The sequence below is a fragment of the Sinosporangium siamense genome (genome assembly GCF_016863435.1).
Taxonomy (GTDB): Bacteria; Actinomycetota; Actinomycetes; order Streptosporangiales; family Streptosporangiaceae; genus Sinosporangium; species Sinosporangium siamense.
The window spans coordinates 125,198-139,166 of record NZ_BOOW01000030.1 but is presented as its reverse complement, the minus strand read 5'-3'; the positions used below and the strand labels follow the sequence as shown (position 1 = coordinate 139,166).

The 13,969-nt window shown below is 67.6% G+C and carries 12 protein-coding genes; all 12 read left to right on the top strand.

The window, feature by feature from the left end:
- The first annotated feature begins 33 nt into the window (after window positions 1-33).
- Window positions 34-486, top strand: a complete 453-nt coding sequence (locus Ssi02_RS23505; RefSeq protein WP_204029227.1) for a VOC family protein — start codon at window positions 34-36, stop codon at window positions 484-486.
- Window positions 487-491: 5 nt separating this feature from the next.
- On the top strand, window positions 492-881 hold the full coding sequence (locus tag Ssi02_RS23500; protein WP_204029225.1) for an ester cyclase: 390 nt from the start codon (window positions 492-494) through the stop codon (window positions 879-881).
- Between the two features lie 17 nt (window positions 882-898).
- Complete coding sequence (locus tag Ssi02_RS23495) at window positions 899-1,672, top strand: class I fructose-bisphosphate aldolase (RefSeq protein WP_204029223.1); 774 nt, start codon at window positions 899-901, stop codon at window positions 1,670-1,672.
- Between the two features lie 5 nt (window positions 1,673-1,677).
- Window positions 1,678-3,756: a hydantoinase/oxoprolinase family protein gene (locus Ssi02_RS23490; RefSeq protein WP_204029216.1), complete on the top strand. Its 2,079-nt coding sequence runs from the start codon at window positions 1,678-1,680 to the stop codon at window positions 3,754-3,756.
- A 3-nt stretch (window positions 3,757-3,759) separates the two neighbouring features.
- Complete coding sequence (locus Ssi02_RS23485; protein WP_204029214.1) at window positions 3,760-5,346, top strand: hydantoinase B/oxoprolinase family protein; 1,587 nt, start codon at window positions 3,760-3,762, stop codon at window positions 5,344-5,346.
- The gene (locus Ssi02_RS23480) at window positions 5,343-6,845 is read left to right on the top strand and encodes a class I adenylate-forming enzyme family protein (protein WP_204029212.1); all 1,503 of its coding nucleotides are present in this window, start codon (window positions 5,343-5,345) and stop codon (window positions 6,843-6,845) included. Before Ssi02_RS23485 ends, Ssi02_RS23480 begins: the two co-directional genes overlap by 4 nt.
- A gap of 144 nt (window positions 6,846-6,989) precedes the next feature.
- Window positions 6,990-7,637: an RraA family protein gene (locus Ssi02_RS23475; protein WP_204029210.1), complete on the top strand. Its 648-nt coding sequence runs from the start codon at window positions 6,990-6,992 to the stop codon at window positions 7,635-7,637.
- Window positions 7,638-7,903: 266 nt separating this feature from the next.
- Window positions 7,904-8,638 (top strand): Crp/Fnr family transcriptional regulator, encoded by a 735-nt coding sequence (locus tag Ssi02_RS23470; protein WP_204029209.1) that lies wholly within the window; start codon window positions 7,904-7,906, stop codon window positions 8,636-8,638.
- 109 nt (window positions 8,639-8,747) lie between these two features.
- A complete protein-coding gene (locus Ssi02_RS23465) occupies window positions 8,748-9,602 on the top strand; it encodes a hypothetical protein (RefSeq protein WP_204029207.1) in 855 nt (284 codons plus the stop codon).
- Window positions 9,595-11,811, top strand: coding sequence for a hypothetical protein (locus tag Ssi02_RS23460; RefSeq protein WP_204029205.1), 2,217 nt, complete (start codon window positions 9,595-9,597; stop codon window positions 11,809-11,811). Before Ssi02_RS23465 ends, Ssi02_RS23460 begins: the two co-directional genes overlap by 8 nt.
- Window positions 11,808-12,692: a hypothetical protein gene (locus tag Ssi02_RS23455; RefSeq protein ID WP_204029203.1), complete on the top strand. Its 885-nt coding sequence runs from the start codon at window positions 11,808-11,810 to the stop codon at window positions 12,690-12,692. The genes Ssi02_RS23460 and Ssi02_RS23455 overlap by 4 nt, the downstream gene beginning before the upstream one ends.
- Window positions 12,689-13,969 carry an OmpA family protein gene (locus tag Ssi02_RS23450; RefSeq protein WP_204029201.1) on the top strand — a complete coding sequence of 427 codons (1,281 nt, stop codon included), beginning with the start codon at window positions 12,689-12,691 and terminating at the stop codon, window positions 13,967-13,969. Before Ssi02_RS23455 ends, Ssi02_RS23450 begins: the two co-directional genes overlap by 4 nt.

The following is a 13,969-nucleotide window of genomic DNA, read 5'->3' as shown; positions in this document are numbered from 1 at the left end:
AAGCCGGTCGACAGCCAGAAAGAGGACGGATCAATGCTTGAGAAGAAGCTGACCGAGGCCCGGTGGACGCACGTCGCGCTGCCCTGCTGCGACATCGACGCGGCGATCGAGTTCTACACCACGATGACCCCCCTGGTCGTGGTGTCGACCCACGAGGACAAGGACGGGCGGAACGTCTGGTTGTCCAATGACAAGCAGGTGGAGACGCCGTTCGTCCTTGTCCTGGTGGAGTTCGCCAAGGACAAGGGCAAGAAGCAGCCCCAGCTCACGCCTTTCGCCCACCTCGGCATGGAGGTGCCGAACCGCGAGGACGTGGACCGCATCGCCGCAGAGGCGCGCGAGATGGGCTGCCTGCACTGGGAGCCGATGGAGCTGCCGCCGCCGGTGGGCTATATCTGCGCGCTTAAGGATCCCGACGGCAACGTCGTGGAGATCTCCCACAATCAGAAGGTCTTCGAAGAGGTCCGCACTCTCTGGGCCGGCTGACCGGGATGAACAGTCCGGTACACGTGGTGGTTGAGCGCTACATCGACGCGCTCAACCGCCACGACCCCGACCTGATCGCCGCCTGTGTGACCCCCGGCTTCCACAACGAGCACACCTCCGCCGCGGGGGTCTCCCTGCGTGGCAGAGAGGCATATCGCGAGCGGCTCACCGGCTTTCTGGCGGAGTTCGCCGAGCTGACCTATGAGATCGAGGACATGCTGGTGGACCGCGCACGGGCGGCGGTGCCATATCGCATGAGCTGTATCTATCACGGCAAACCCATCGTGATCCGGGGGATGTTCCGCTTCACGGTCGACGGCGGTCTGATCTCGCACCGGGTCGACTACTGGGACGGTGCGGAGTTCGCCCGCCAGGTCTCCTCTTCCCACGAATGACTCGAAAGGATTCGGCCTTGCAACATCATTCCGCGATCGGCGCGGGCAAGCTCCGCCGTATGCGCCGCATGTTCGGCGCCGACGGGCGAAGCGTCTTCGTGGCGATCGACCACGCGGCCTACATGGGCGAGGGCCCGCCGCTCGGTGAGCCGATGCGCGAGATCGCGGCCGGCAAGCCGGACGCCATCTTGGCGACCTGGCACCTGGCCCGTGCATATGCCGACGTCTTCGCCAGGTCGGGCCTGGTGCTCCGGGTCGACGGCGGATCGTCGGAGCTCGGCGACATGCCGAAGAACGACCTCAACCAGATCATGCACCGCGCTGAGGAGGCGCTGAAGATCGGCGCGGACTGCGTCGTGGTGCTGGCGTTCCCCGGCGCCCCCGACGAGGACCAATCGCTGCTGCGCCTCGCGCGGCTCGTCACCGAGTGCGAGACGCTCGGCCTGCCGGTGATGGCGGAGATGATCCCCGGGGGCTGGGGCCAGGCCGTGCCGTGGACGGCGGAGAACGTCGCCCGCGCCGCCCGCATCGGCGCCGAGCTCGGCGCCGACGTCGTCAAGACGGTGTGCCCCGGCCCGCCGGAGGAGTTCGCGAAGGTCGCCGAGGCGTGCCCGGTGCCGGTGGTGGCGCTCGGCGGGCCGAAGATGAAGACCGAGGACGATGTCGTGGCGGTCGCCCGCGGCGTGGTGCGGGCGGGCGGTGCCGGTGTGGCGTTCGGCCGCAACGTGTGGGGCTCTGAGAAGCCGCGCGCTCTGGTCGAGCGCCTGCGCGAGGCCGTGCACGGAGCCTGAGGACGATGAACAAGACTGACTGGCGGCTCGCCGTCGACATCGGCGGCACCTTCACCGACATCGTTTTGCTGGACGCCGGCTCCGGCCGCGTGGTGGTGGAGAAGACGCTCACCACGCCCTCGGCCCCGCTTGGCGGAGTGCGCAAGGGTGTCATGTCCGCGCTCGCCAAGGCGGGCATCGCACCCGGCGACATCACCCGCCCGATCGTGCACGCCACGACACTCATCACCAACGCCCTCATCGAGGGCAAAACAGGCCGCGCGGCGCTGGTCACCACCCAGGGCTTCGGCGACACGCTGGAGATCCGCACCGAGCACCGCTACGACATGTACGACATGCAGATCGAGTATCCCCCCTCGCCCATCCCGCGCGAGCTGGTCTTCGAACTCGACGAGCGGGTCATGGCCACCGGCGAGGTACGGCGGGAGCCCGCCGAGGCCGCCCTCGACGAACTGGCCGCCCGCATGGCGGGCGTGGAAGCCGTCGCGGTCTGCCTGCTCAACTCCTATGCCAACGCCGCCAACGAGAAGACCGTGGCCGAGGGCCTCGCCAAGCGCCTCGGCGTGCCGGTCTGCGCGTCCTACGAGGTCACTCCGCAGATCCGCGAATATCCACGCATGATCACCACGGCGTGCAACGCGGCCACCATGCCCGTCATCGGCCCATACCTGGAGGAGCTGGAGCGCTGGCTCGCCGACGAGGGCTTCGGCGCGTCGGTGCTCATGATGCTCTCCAACGGCGGCGTCGTCTCCGCAGCCGACGCCCGCAAGGTGCCGATCCGGCTGGTCGAGTCCGGCCCGGCGGCCGGCGCGCTGGCCGGCGTCTGGTATGCCCGCAGGCTCGGCGAGGACCGCCTGTTCTGCTTCGACCTCGGCGGCACCACCGCCAAGTCCTGCCTCATCGAGGACTACCGCCCCGAACTCACCAACGAGTTCGAGGTCGCCCGCGTCTACCGCTTCAAGAAGGGCTCCGGCTACCCCTGCTCGGTGCCGTCGGTCGACCTCGTCGAGATCGGCGCCGGCGGTGGCAGCCTCGCCCGCATCGACGACCTCGGCCTGCTCAAGGTCGGCCCCGACTCCGCCGGTGCCGACCCCGGCCCGGTGTCCTACGCCCGCGGCGGCACCGTCCCCGCCACCACCGACGCCGACCTCGTCATGGGCCTGCTCGACCCGGCGTACTTCCTCGGCGGCGAGATGCCGCTCGACCTCGACCGGGCCCGCGCCGCCTTCCTGCCGCTCGCAGGCGGCATGGGAACCACCGCCGACCAGGCCGCCCTCGGCGTCTACGAGGTCATCAACCAGAACATGGCTGCCGCCGCCCGCATGCACGCCGTCGAACGCGGCATCGACCTGCGCGGCGTCTCCCTCATCGCCTTCGGCGGCGCGGGACCTGTGCACGCCTGCGGCGTCGCCGCCCTCCTCGAAGCCCCCCGCGTCGTCTTCCCGGTCAACGCCGGCGTGCTCTCGGCCTTCGGCACCCTCGTCAGCCCCGTACGCATCGACCTCGCGCGCAGCATGGTGCGGGTGCTCGGCGCCGGCGTCGAGGGCGACCGCGACGCGCTGCTCGACGAGATGCGCGACGAGGGCCGCCGCGTGCTCGCCGCGGCAGGCGCCGACGTCGCCAAGGTGCAGTTCCGCTACGGCCTCGACGCCCGCTACGCCGGACAGGGCAACGAGATCACCGTCTGGGCCGGCGAGGGCGGCTCCTGGCCAGGCACCCTGGAGGAGACCGTCGAGCTGTTCCACCAGGCATATGAGCGGGTGTACGGCTTGCGCATCCCCGCCCTCGACGTCGAGGTGGTCACCTGGCGCGTCGCCGCCTGGTCCGACGCGCCGCCCTTCGAGGTGCCCGCGCTGGCACCCGGCGACGGCACGGCTTCGCCGTACTCGACCAGGAAGGCGCGGTTCCGCCGCGGTGAGGAGGCGCGCGACGTGCCGGTCTACCGCCGCACCGAACTCTCCGCCGGGGCGCGTTTCGCCGGGCCCGCCCTCATCGAGGAGCGGGAGACCACCTCCGTCGTGCCCGACGGCTGGACCTGCGAGGTCGCGCCCGACGGCTCCGTCATCGCCACCCGGGAGGTCTGAGCCGTGGCAAGGACATTCGACGCCGTCGAGCTGGAGGTGCTCTGGGGCTCGCTCGTCTCGACCGTGAACGAGCAGGCCAGGGCGCTGCAGCGGGCGGCCTTCAGCCCCATCGTGCGTGAGGCGGGCGACCTCGCCAACGCGCTGTTCGACCGGCGCGGGCGCATGGTCGCCCAGGCCGTCACCGGCACCCCCGGCCACATCAACTCGCTGGCCGTCGCGGTCGCCCACATCCTCGACCGGCACCCCGCCGACCGGCTCGAACCGGGCGACGTGCTCATCACCAACGACCCCTACAAGACCGCCGGGCAGCTCCTCGACGTCACCGTGCTCGTGCCGGTATTCAGGAACGGGCGGGTCATCGCCTTCTTCGGCTCCACCATCCACCACACCGACGTCGGAGGGTACGGCATCGGCGCGGGAGCCAGGGACTGCTTCGAAGAGGGCCTGTGGATCCCCATCGTCAAACTGATGGAGAAGGGCGAGCGCAACGCCCCCGTGTGGGACTTCATCCTGGCCAACGTGCGTCAGCCCACCCACATGGCGGGCGACCTGCACGCGCAGATGGCCTCCGGCGAGATCGGCGCCCAGAGGCTTCAATCGCTGCTCGACGCCTATGACCTCGACGACATCGAGGACCTCGCCGACGTCGTCGTCGAACGCTCCGAGGACGCCACCCGCAGGGCCATCAGGGGCCTGCCCGGCGGGCGCTACGAGGCCACCTCGGTGCTCGACCTGGCCGACGGGTCGGAGATCACGATCCAGGTCGCGATCACCATCGACAACGTCGAGGGCGAGATCCTCGTCGACTACGAGGGGTCGTCAGGGCCCAGTCCATATGGCATCAACGTGGTCAAGAACTACACCCACGCCTACACCACGTTCACCCTCCGCAGCCTGCTCAACCCCGACGTCCCCAACAACGCCGGGTCGCTCGCCCCCATCAAGGTCGAAGCCCCACTCGGCAGCATCGTCAACGCCGTCCCGCCCTCACCCACCACCGCCCGCCACGTCGTCGGCATGTTCCTGCCGATGCCGCTCCTCCAGGCCATGTCGCAGGTCCTGCCGGACGCCGTCATGGCGGAGGGCTCGGCCGCGGTGTGGACCATGCAGGTCAGCGGGCAGCACGACGACGGCAGCCCGTTCATCACCGCCATGTTCACCTACGCCGGAGGCGTCGGCGCCAGGGCGACCAAACCCGGCCTGTCCGCCACGTCCTATCCCACCGGGGTCGCCGCCGTGCCCATCGAGGTCGTCGAAGGCTCCGCCCCCATCCGGTTCCTGCGCAAGGAACTCCGCCGCGACTCCGGCGGCCCCGGCCGCAACACCGGCGGACTCGGCCAGACCATCGAGTTCACCGTGGACACCAAGGCCCCCTGGACCCTGAACGCCGTCACGAGCCGCCTCGCCCGCGGCCCGCTCGGCGTCTTCGGGGGCGGCGCCGGCGCCGTCGGCCGCTTCCTGGTCAACGGCGAATCCGTGCGCACCCAGGCCCGCATCACTCTTCAGCCCGGCGACGTGGTCCGCCTGGAACTCCCGGGTGGGGGCGGCTACGGCGCGCCCGCCGCTTCTGAGGAGGTCGTCGGGGCATGACGGCGACGTTCGCCGCCCGGTGGGTGGACGCGGTCTCGGCCCGTCCGGGCGCGCCCTTCCTCATCTGGGAGGACCCGGGCGGCACGGTCACGCGGTGGACCTACGCCGACTTCGACCTGCTCGTCGACCGGGTGGCGGGCGGCCTCATCGCGCGGGGCGTGACCGCGGGCTCCCGGGTCTGCCTCGCGCTGCGCAACTCCCCGGCCTTCGCCGCCCTGTGGCTCGCCTGCGCCAAACTCGGCGCCGCCATGGTGGCGTGCGACCCGTCGTCATCGGCCCCCGAACTCGCCTCCCACATGCGGCGCACCGGGGTCGCGCTCGGCGTCTGCGCGGCCGAGCGCGCCCCGGTGTTCCACGCCGCGGCGCGGGAGGCCGGGGTGCCGGTGGTGGAGGTGTCGGAGGCCGACGTGGACCTCACGCCGCTGCACGGCCGGCTCGCCGTCTGGTCCGAGCTGCCGCCGCCGGAGGCGCCGCTCGGCCTGATGTTCACCTCAGGCACCACCTCCGCGCCCAAGTGCGTCGTCGTCACCCAGGCGAACTACGCCTTCGCCGGCGACGTCATGGCCGCCGCGTCCGCGCTGCGGCCGGACGACAGGCAACTGGTCGTGCTGCCGATGTTCCACGCCAACGCGCAGTATTACTCGTTCGCCCCCGCCATCGCCGTCGGCGCGAGCGTGGCCCTCATGCACACCTTCTCCGCGAGCCGGTTCCTCACCCAGGCGGCCCGGCACGGGGCCACGCACGCCAGCCTGTTCGCCGCCCCCATGCGCATGATCCTCGCGCGGGGCAACACACCGGTGCCGGGCCTCAAGCTGGTGCACTGCTGGTATGCCCAGAACATCCAGCAGGCGCAATACGACGAGATGGCGGCCCTGCTCGGCTGCCGCCCCCGCCAGCTCTACGGCATGACCGAGACCGTCCCCGCCGTGCTTACCAACCGCGCCGTCGCCCCCGTGCCCAACGCCATGGGACAGCCGACCCTCGGCTGCTCGGTCGCCGTGGTCGACGAGGACACCGGCGATCCGGTACGGCCGGGCCAGGTGGGCGAGATCCTCGTCGGCGGGGTGCCGGGCGAGACGCTGTTCGCCGGATATCTCGACGACCCGGAGACCACGGCGGCGAGCTTCCGGGGCCGGTGGTTCGTCACCGGTGACCGGGCCACCGTCGACGCCGACGGCCACGTCTACTTCGCAGGCCGCGGTGGGGACGTGCTCAAGGTGGGTGGGGAGAACGTCTCGATCGTCGAGATCGAGACGGTGCTCGCCGCGCATCCGGGTGTCTTCGAGGCCGCGGTGGTCGGCGAGGCCGATGCGGTCAAGGACGAGGTGCCTGTGGCGTACGTCGTGGCCCGGGCCGGGGTTGTCCTCGACAAGCTCGACCTTGGGGAGTGGTGCGCGGAGCGGCTGGCCAAGAGCAAACGGCCTGTGCGGTTCGAGGTGGTTGAGGCGCTGCCGCGGACCTCTGTAGGGAAGGTCCGGAAATTTCTCCTTAAGAAGTGACTTTCAGGCGTGCTCCCGCCGTAGGGGGGAACACCTGAATTTCCCGTCCACTGACAACCTCGTCCACTGACAACTCCATCCACTGACAACCTCGTTGACGACCGGCCCCCGAGCCCCGCCGCACTCAGCAAGGGAGATGAATACGTGGTCCCGCCGACCAGCGCCATCGCGGATGTGCTTCAACTTCGCGGGTTGATGGGATGGCTCAGCCCACCCCTGGTGCCCATCCACCGGACCCCCGCCGTCATCGGCGCGGCTCGTACGGTGACCCTGGCGGCGGGATCCGGCCCAGAGGGCCTCAAACCCCTCCACCGCCTCCTGGACGAGGACCTCGAAGGCCGCATCGTCGTCATCGCCGGCGCCACCGCCGCCGAAGGCGCCGTCTGGGGCGAGATCCTCACCCGCGCCGCCCAGAACGCCGGCGCCCTGGCCGCCCTGATCGACGGCGGCGTCCGCGACACCGACGCCGCCCGCGACCTCGACTTCCCCCTCTGGGCCCGCCACGAGGCCACCGCCGGCCCCGGCCCCCGAGTCCACGTCGCCGCCGTCGGCACCCCCGTCCACATCAACGGCGTCCTCATCGCCGACGGCGACACCCTGGTGGTCGACCGAGGCGGCGTCGTCACGGTGCCGGGCCCCGAAATCCTCACCGACGCCACGGAATATACCGACGCCGAGGAGGAAGTCGTCAACGCCCTCCGCGAAGGCACCCCCCTCCACGAGGCCTACACCCACAAGGCCAACCTGGTAGCCAAACTCCGCTCCCGAAACTCTGGGTCTCAAACCATGTAGCCGAACACGCGTGGTCGGTTAATGGCTGGATCACGTGGATCGCTGTTTGATGGATTTTCCGTTGAAGAGGAGATCGGCGATTGTGTCATCAGGGTGAGGCGCTCAGCGTTGCTGAGTAAGTAGCTCATCACTCTTGGGTGAGATTTCAGCTTTATAACGACATGTGTGGGAGTGTTTCTCAAAAAACTCGTCATGCTGATGTGGTAGAACTTATCCCTACCTACCGGACAGGGGTCGGTCTCGCGCTCGATTGCTGAGCTGTGTCAGTGTCTGATGGCGAGGGCAGCATGACGTTCCATCATTCCCCTGAGGGCAATCGCGGCTGGTCCGCAGGCACGCTCCTGGCCCGGATGGCAGAGGACGACCGGCGCGGGTTGCTTGAACTCAGCACCCCACGCGTATATTCCGGAGGGCACGAACTCATTCGCCAGGGCGAGCCTTCCGGTCCTGTTTATCTGCTGCTTGATGCCCTGGTCACGGTGACGGCCAGTGTGGAGAACGGCATTGAGACGCTTATTGGCATAGGCGTCAGCGGTGACATTGTGGGGGAGATGGCAGTGATCGACGACTGCCCCAGATTCGCCTCGGTGACCCTCTGTCGCAAATCATTGGTCGGCCGCATCCCAGGGCCGGCCTTTATGGGATATTTGCAGCGCCATCCATCGGTGCCCTTGGTTCTGGGCCGGATACTCAGCGACCGGCTTCGTCACGCTCACCGACGGCGCCTCGAGTTCACGGGTTACGACGTGGACATTCGGTTGGCGCGCGCACTTCTCGAACTCGCCAGGTTGCACGGACGTAGGCAGCCGGAGGGGCTCGACATCGGCGTGCCGTTGTCACAGGCGGAACTCGGCGCCCTGATCGGCGCCACCGAAGGGTCGGTGCAGCGGGCGCTCCGGCAGCTCGCGGCCAGGTCGTGGGTGCGAACCAAGCACCGCGGCGTGCTCATCACGAATCACGAGGCCCTGACCCGCTTCGCAGAGCTTGCCACTGAGCCGTAAGTACATCTTTTTCCTCAATTTCGCTAAACCTAACTTTTGATGGGTTCTGTGTGGCCGCTTGCTGACAGGGTCACTCGACAACGCCATCAGCTTTCCCTTGGAGGTACGGGTGCCCAGCCCTGTCAAGCGTGAGATACGTGTGATGATGTCGGCCGACATCGAGAGTTACAGCGACCGCAACGACGCTGAGCAGGATGCGGCGCAACACAGTTTTGTCCGCATTCTGCGCTCCGCCGCCCGGCGCACGAAGCTCAACCCCGATGAGTGGGACATCCAATGGGCCGGCGACGGCAAGTTCAGCGTGCTCCCGGCGGGCACGTCGGTCAGCCTGCTAACCGAGACCTTCATCCAAGAGTTTGACCTCGCCATCGCCACCCACAACGCCAGACCGCGTCCCACTCCATGGACCCGCCTTCGATTCAGGCTCTCGCTGCATGAGGGGCCGGTACGGGAAGGGCCTACGGGAATGCCCGGCAGGCACACCGTGGAGGTCAACCGCCTGCTGAACGCCGATGCCGCGCGCACAGCGCTCAAGGTCTGCCGAGGATCCGGGCTAGTGGTGATCGTCTCCGAGCGTGTCTTCAACGACTATCTGACGGACGGCTACGGACAACTCAGCCCGACGGAGTTCCGCCCGGTACGCGTCAAAGTGAAGCGCAACGATTACGTCGCCTACCTCTACGTGCCCGGCTGCGAGCTTCACGAGATCCCGGAACTGGACGTGTTTGATCCCGCGGTGGTTGACGACGAGACGCCGTCAGATGCGGGGCAGGTCGGCGCGGTCGTGCCCGTCCCGCCCAGCTCACCCGCGCCCCACGCCCAGGAGCGGCAGAACGGCCCGACGCAGCACATCGTCTACGGGTCTCAGCACAGGTTCAAGAACTCCAACTACCAAGAGGTGCACAACGGCAACATCAACGTCGGAGATATAGATCTGAGCAGGCGGCGAGGTTCACGTGACTGACGGCCCCGCCCCGGAGGGATCGGACGGAGTCGAGGCGGGTGCGGCGCCGGGTCAGGAAGTCCACCCGCCGCCGTCGAGTCAGGCCGAAGACGGACAGCCCTATGTCGACGTCACCGTCGAAGAAGATCCCGACATCGACAAGCCGATCGACGTGCGCCTAGCGCGAGAAGACGTGGAGGGACAGTCGCGGCGGCACAATCTCGACCGCCTGCGTCAGCCGTCGCCATCTCTCACCTATGGCTCCAGGCACGTATTCAGCGGGAGCACAGTATTCGAGGCTCACCACGGTGACATCAACGTCAAGCTCGCCGGCTCCGGTTCCCACGTACACCCCTATCGGATCAGCCACGAGGAGGCCACGCTGATCCGGGACACGTTTGTGGACAGTGAAGTGCGCCAACGTCTAGTCAAACAGCTCGAGCTCCAACGGGTTGTGGTGTTGGCCGGAGAGCCGGAAAGCGGGCGAAAGTACACCGCGCACGCGGCTCTGCTCTGGTGGGCGTACGACACCAGCAGCAAAAAGAATCGCGAGACGGCCAGGCTGGTGCTCCGCGGCGACCCGATCCTGGTCAAGGCAGCGGAACTCCAACGGAACACCGGCTATGTGCTGAACGCCACCTGGGATGAGTGGACGCGACACAATCCGCAGGAGGTGCTCGACCACCTTAACTCTCTCGCGGCTGATGCTTCTTGCCGTTTCATCGTGCTGACCGGGCCCGACGGGTTGGCCGGGTCGCCGTCGATCCGCCACGAGCCGCCTCTCGCCATCGAGATCTTCCACCGTTGGTTGAAGCGTGAACTGCCGAGAAATGGTGTCAGCCTCACCGCCGCCGACTTGGCGAGCCTCACCGAACACGTTGACGAGACTCAGAGTCCCAGCGAAAGCGCACACCTGGCAATCAAGATCAGCCAAGCACTGGGCAGCGGCGAGCGGGTGGAGGACGTTCTCGCGGCCCGGCCTTCACAGCTGAGGCAACAGGCTCGCAAGCTACTGGAAAGGTCCGAGGCCGGGGAGATCCGCGATCCGCTGGCGGTGCGCTGCCTTCTCATCAGCGTGGCCGTGCTCAACGAGCTTCCCGTCGTCACGGTGTCACGGGCCGCGACACGGCTCGCGGCACTGATGAGCGTCGACCTGATCCCACGTCACCAAGACATGCCGCCATGGGAATGGTTGGACCGCATGCTTGGCCAAGTTCGGGCCTTCTGCGATAGTTCGCCCGCGGCCGACGGGAGTCGCCTCGTTCGGCTTCGCACGCCGGAGTTCGCGCCGGCGGTTCTGGAGGTCGTGTGGAAGAACACCCAGATCTCCGAACCGCTGCTCGCTTGGCTCAAGGAGTTGACCGCTGCAGGCAGTCGGGATGTGCAGATCAGAGCCGCTCACGCGATCGGGCGGTTGGCGACCTACGACTTCGACGTCATCTACGAGGAGTTCTTTAAGGAATGGACCACCGGCAGAGCCGCAGGGCAGGGCAAACAGTGGCTGGCGGCCTGGGCGCTTGAGGCCGCAGTGCTCTCCGAGAGCGCCTCGGGGCGGGTTCTCAACCTACTTACCCATTGGTCGACCGGTGGGAACGCGAAGCAGCGCACAGCGGTCGTCAGGGCATATGGCTCAAGCATCGGCGTCGACAACATCGAGGACGCCCTCCGCGCCTTCCAACGCGTTCTCCTCGCGACGTCACCCCGGCAAATCCAGGACGCGGTGGCGAGATCACTGACGGAGACGTGCACGCCACAGACCGTCCTGACGATCGTCGCCGCACTCACCGCCTGGAGTAAAGGCGAACATGCGGGCCTCCGCCGAACTGCGGCACTGACTTTCATCCGCCTCGCGTCGGAGGGCCGGGGGCAGCGGAACCGTCTGCACCTGGACGAACTCCCTCAGGAGATGTGGCATCAGGTGGAGGAGTGCCTCACCACCTTGTGGTGGAACGCCTTGCAGGAAGGGTTAAAGAAGCAGACTCCCGCGCCGGGAGCGCCGGCGCCGGTGAGTGAGTCGTGGTCGGTGCTCACTACGTGGGTGCGCCATTGGAACACGATCTCCCCGCCCCACAGGGCCGTGATCGAAGAGGTCTTCGCGGGGGCTGGTCGCTGTGGGCTCGCTGAGCCGCTCAGTTTCTACCTCCGCCACTGGTTCCACTCGCAAACCGTCAACGCCGAATTGGCACGACGCCTTCACCATCTTCTATCGCAGAACGGAACCCTCTCGTGAACCTCTTCAAACGACTTTGGAAAAGGCTGACCTCCCCCGCTCCTGTGGCACGGCGGCATGTTTGTGAGGAGGACTACAACCCGATCGCGCTCACTCATCGCTTTCTGCAGCCGCCGCCGATGCCGTGCGACCACCCGTCGGGCGAAGGTCTACACGTCAGAGACGAGCCGCTGACTATCGACACGCCCGCCAGTGGAGACGCCCTGACCTTCAAGGTCACCCTGTGGAGTTCGTGGTGCGCGCAGCCGAAGGAAGATTTGTCCGCGGACGACCTGCGGGCTGAGATCAACACGAGCCGCCAGAAGGCACAGGGAATCGTTGATGACTTGGTGCGAACGCAGGGGCGGAGGTTCGAGGCATATCTGCCCGCCGAAGCGGAAGCGGCCATGGAAGAGGCCCTAAGCGTGGAGTTTCTCGCTCCTGTCCACGACTGCGACAACGTCGTCGTCAAATGCTCCGTTCGGGTAAGGGTCGCTCTCTGCGAGGAGGTGCTGCCCCACCAGCGCGAAGTGAGCATCGACCTGATGAAGAGCCATGGAGAACTTCGGAAGACATCCGCCCAGGTGGTGCTCATGAGCGGTCAGCGCGACCTATGGGTGAATTTCCTCGAACAGAGTGCGACGAACTGGCGTGGCCGCTACGCGGTGCAGTTGGCGGAGAACCCGAGGAACGTCGCCGAAGCGATAAAGATATCGGAGACTGAGCGTCACGAGCGAGTCGAGCAGTTCATTCAGCTTGCCAACAATGTGGCAAACAACCATAGGTCGACCAACCTTTACGACTACGTGATCAGCTCGGAGAGCGCACTTCGCACTGCTCTGGAACGACTCGGTGTCCCGGTGCCCGAACTGACCTCGACGAGACCGTGGGACAGACCGTGAGGCGCCCCTTCCGGGCATGGCTGGCCTGCGTGCTGCTGCTTCCCGGGTGCGGCATGTTGGAGAGTCCGGCTCCCGTCGCGGCACAGCCGGGCGCTGCGTGCAAGGCGCTGGCCGGGCTTGAAGGAGATGGGACACCGGTCGGGTTCGAATTGAACGTGTTGATCGATCGAAGCGCGTCGATGCGGAACGAGGAGTCGGGTGAGGTGCGTGACTGGTACCTCGCGATCTTCGGCGGTCGTGGGACCGCGCAGGAGGACGGCTCCGTCAAGTTCGGCAGCGAGGCGAGCGCGCTGATCTCCTCGTTGCCGACTCCGGCTGTCGTCCGGGTCGGAGCCTTCGACGGTGGCAGGCGCGTCGAGTGGCAGGCCGCCCCCGTCCATCTGCCGAGGATGAGCGGCGGCGCCCGCAACAGGAAGGATTTCGCCGGCAACGTGGGGGCCTGCCTCAAACACCTCGTCGACAAGGCCGCCACCTCTCCCGCCGTGGCCGAGGGCACCAACGTCATGGCCGCCTTCCAGACGGGGCGAGCGGAGACGAAGGCGGCGCGGCGCACGCTTGTCGTGGCCACCGACGGCCTGTCCACCACGGGGTGCGCGGATCTGCGGGCCACCGCCATGCGCGACCTTGCACACGTCGAACGGATCGTCAAGGCATGTGCGGCGCAGCGGGCGCTGCCGGACTTGCGCGGGTGGACCGTGCTGTTGCCGTGGGTGGGGAGTGTTGGCGGGGGGCGTCCCGAGCCCCAGGAACCCCATTTGGTGTGGCTGCGTGAGCTGTGGAGGCGGCTGTGCTCGAAGGCGGCGGGGGCGGCGGAGCACTGTGTCGTCGACTCTGAGGAGCCGCCGCGCTTCCAAGGGGAGGCGGCACGTGCCGCCGAGGGGGCGGAGGATCCGGAGATCACGTTCGCCAATGTGGAGCGGAGACCCAATGCCATTTTTGTGGAGAAGCTCTCAAGCGACGTCCTGTTCGCTACGGACTCGGATCGTGTATCGGCCGAGGGCGTCACCCTCTTGAAACGTTTCGCCGACGAGGTGATGCCCAAGGCACCGGAATGGCTGGAGGTCATCGGTCACACCGACGATCAAGGGGATGCGTCGTACAACGAGGACCTGTCCGCCAGACGGGCCGAAGCGGTACGACGGGTGCTGACGGAGGCGGGCCTTTCGGGCGTGCGGGTGAGGGGCATGGGCGAGATCCAGCTCGAGTGTGCCGGCCGGACCGCCGAGGACCGCAAGTGCAACCGCAGGGTAGAGATCAGGTACAAGGTGCGTGGATGA

What these genes read in the sequence shown, in the direction of transcription:
- Ssi02_RS23505 (WP_204029227.1), top strand. Translation starts at nt 34, where the DNA reads ATGCTTGAGAAGAAGCTGACCGAGGCCCGGTGGACGCACGTCGCGCTG.
- Ssi02_RS23500 (WP_204029225.1), top strand. Translation starts at nt 492, where the DNA reads ATGAACAGTCCGGTACACGTGGTGGTTGAGCGCTACATCGACGCGCTC.
- Ssi02_RS23490 (WP_204029216.1), top strand. Translation starts at nt 1,678, where the DNA reads ATGAACAAGACTGACTGGCGGCTCGCCGTCGACATCGGCGGCACCTTC.
- Ssi02_RS23480 (WP_204029212.1), top strand. Translation starts at nt 5,343, where the DNA reads ATGACGGCGACGTTCGCCGCCCGGTGGGTGGACGCGGTCTCGGCCCGT.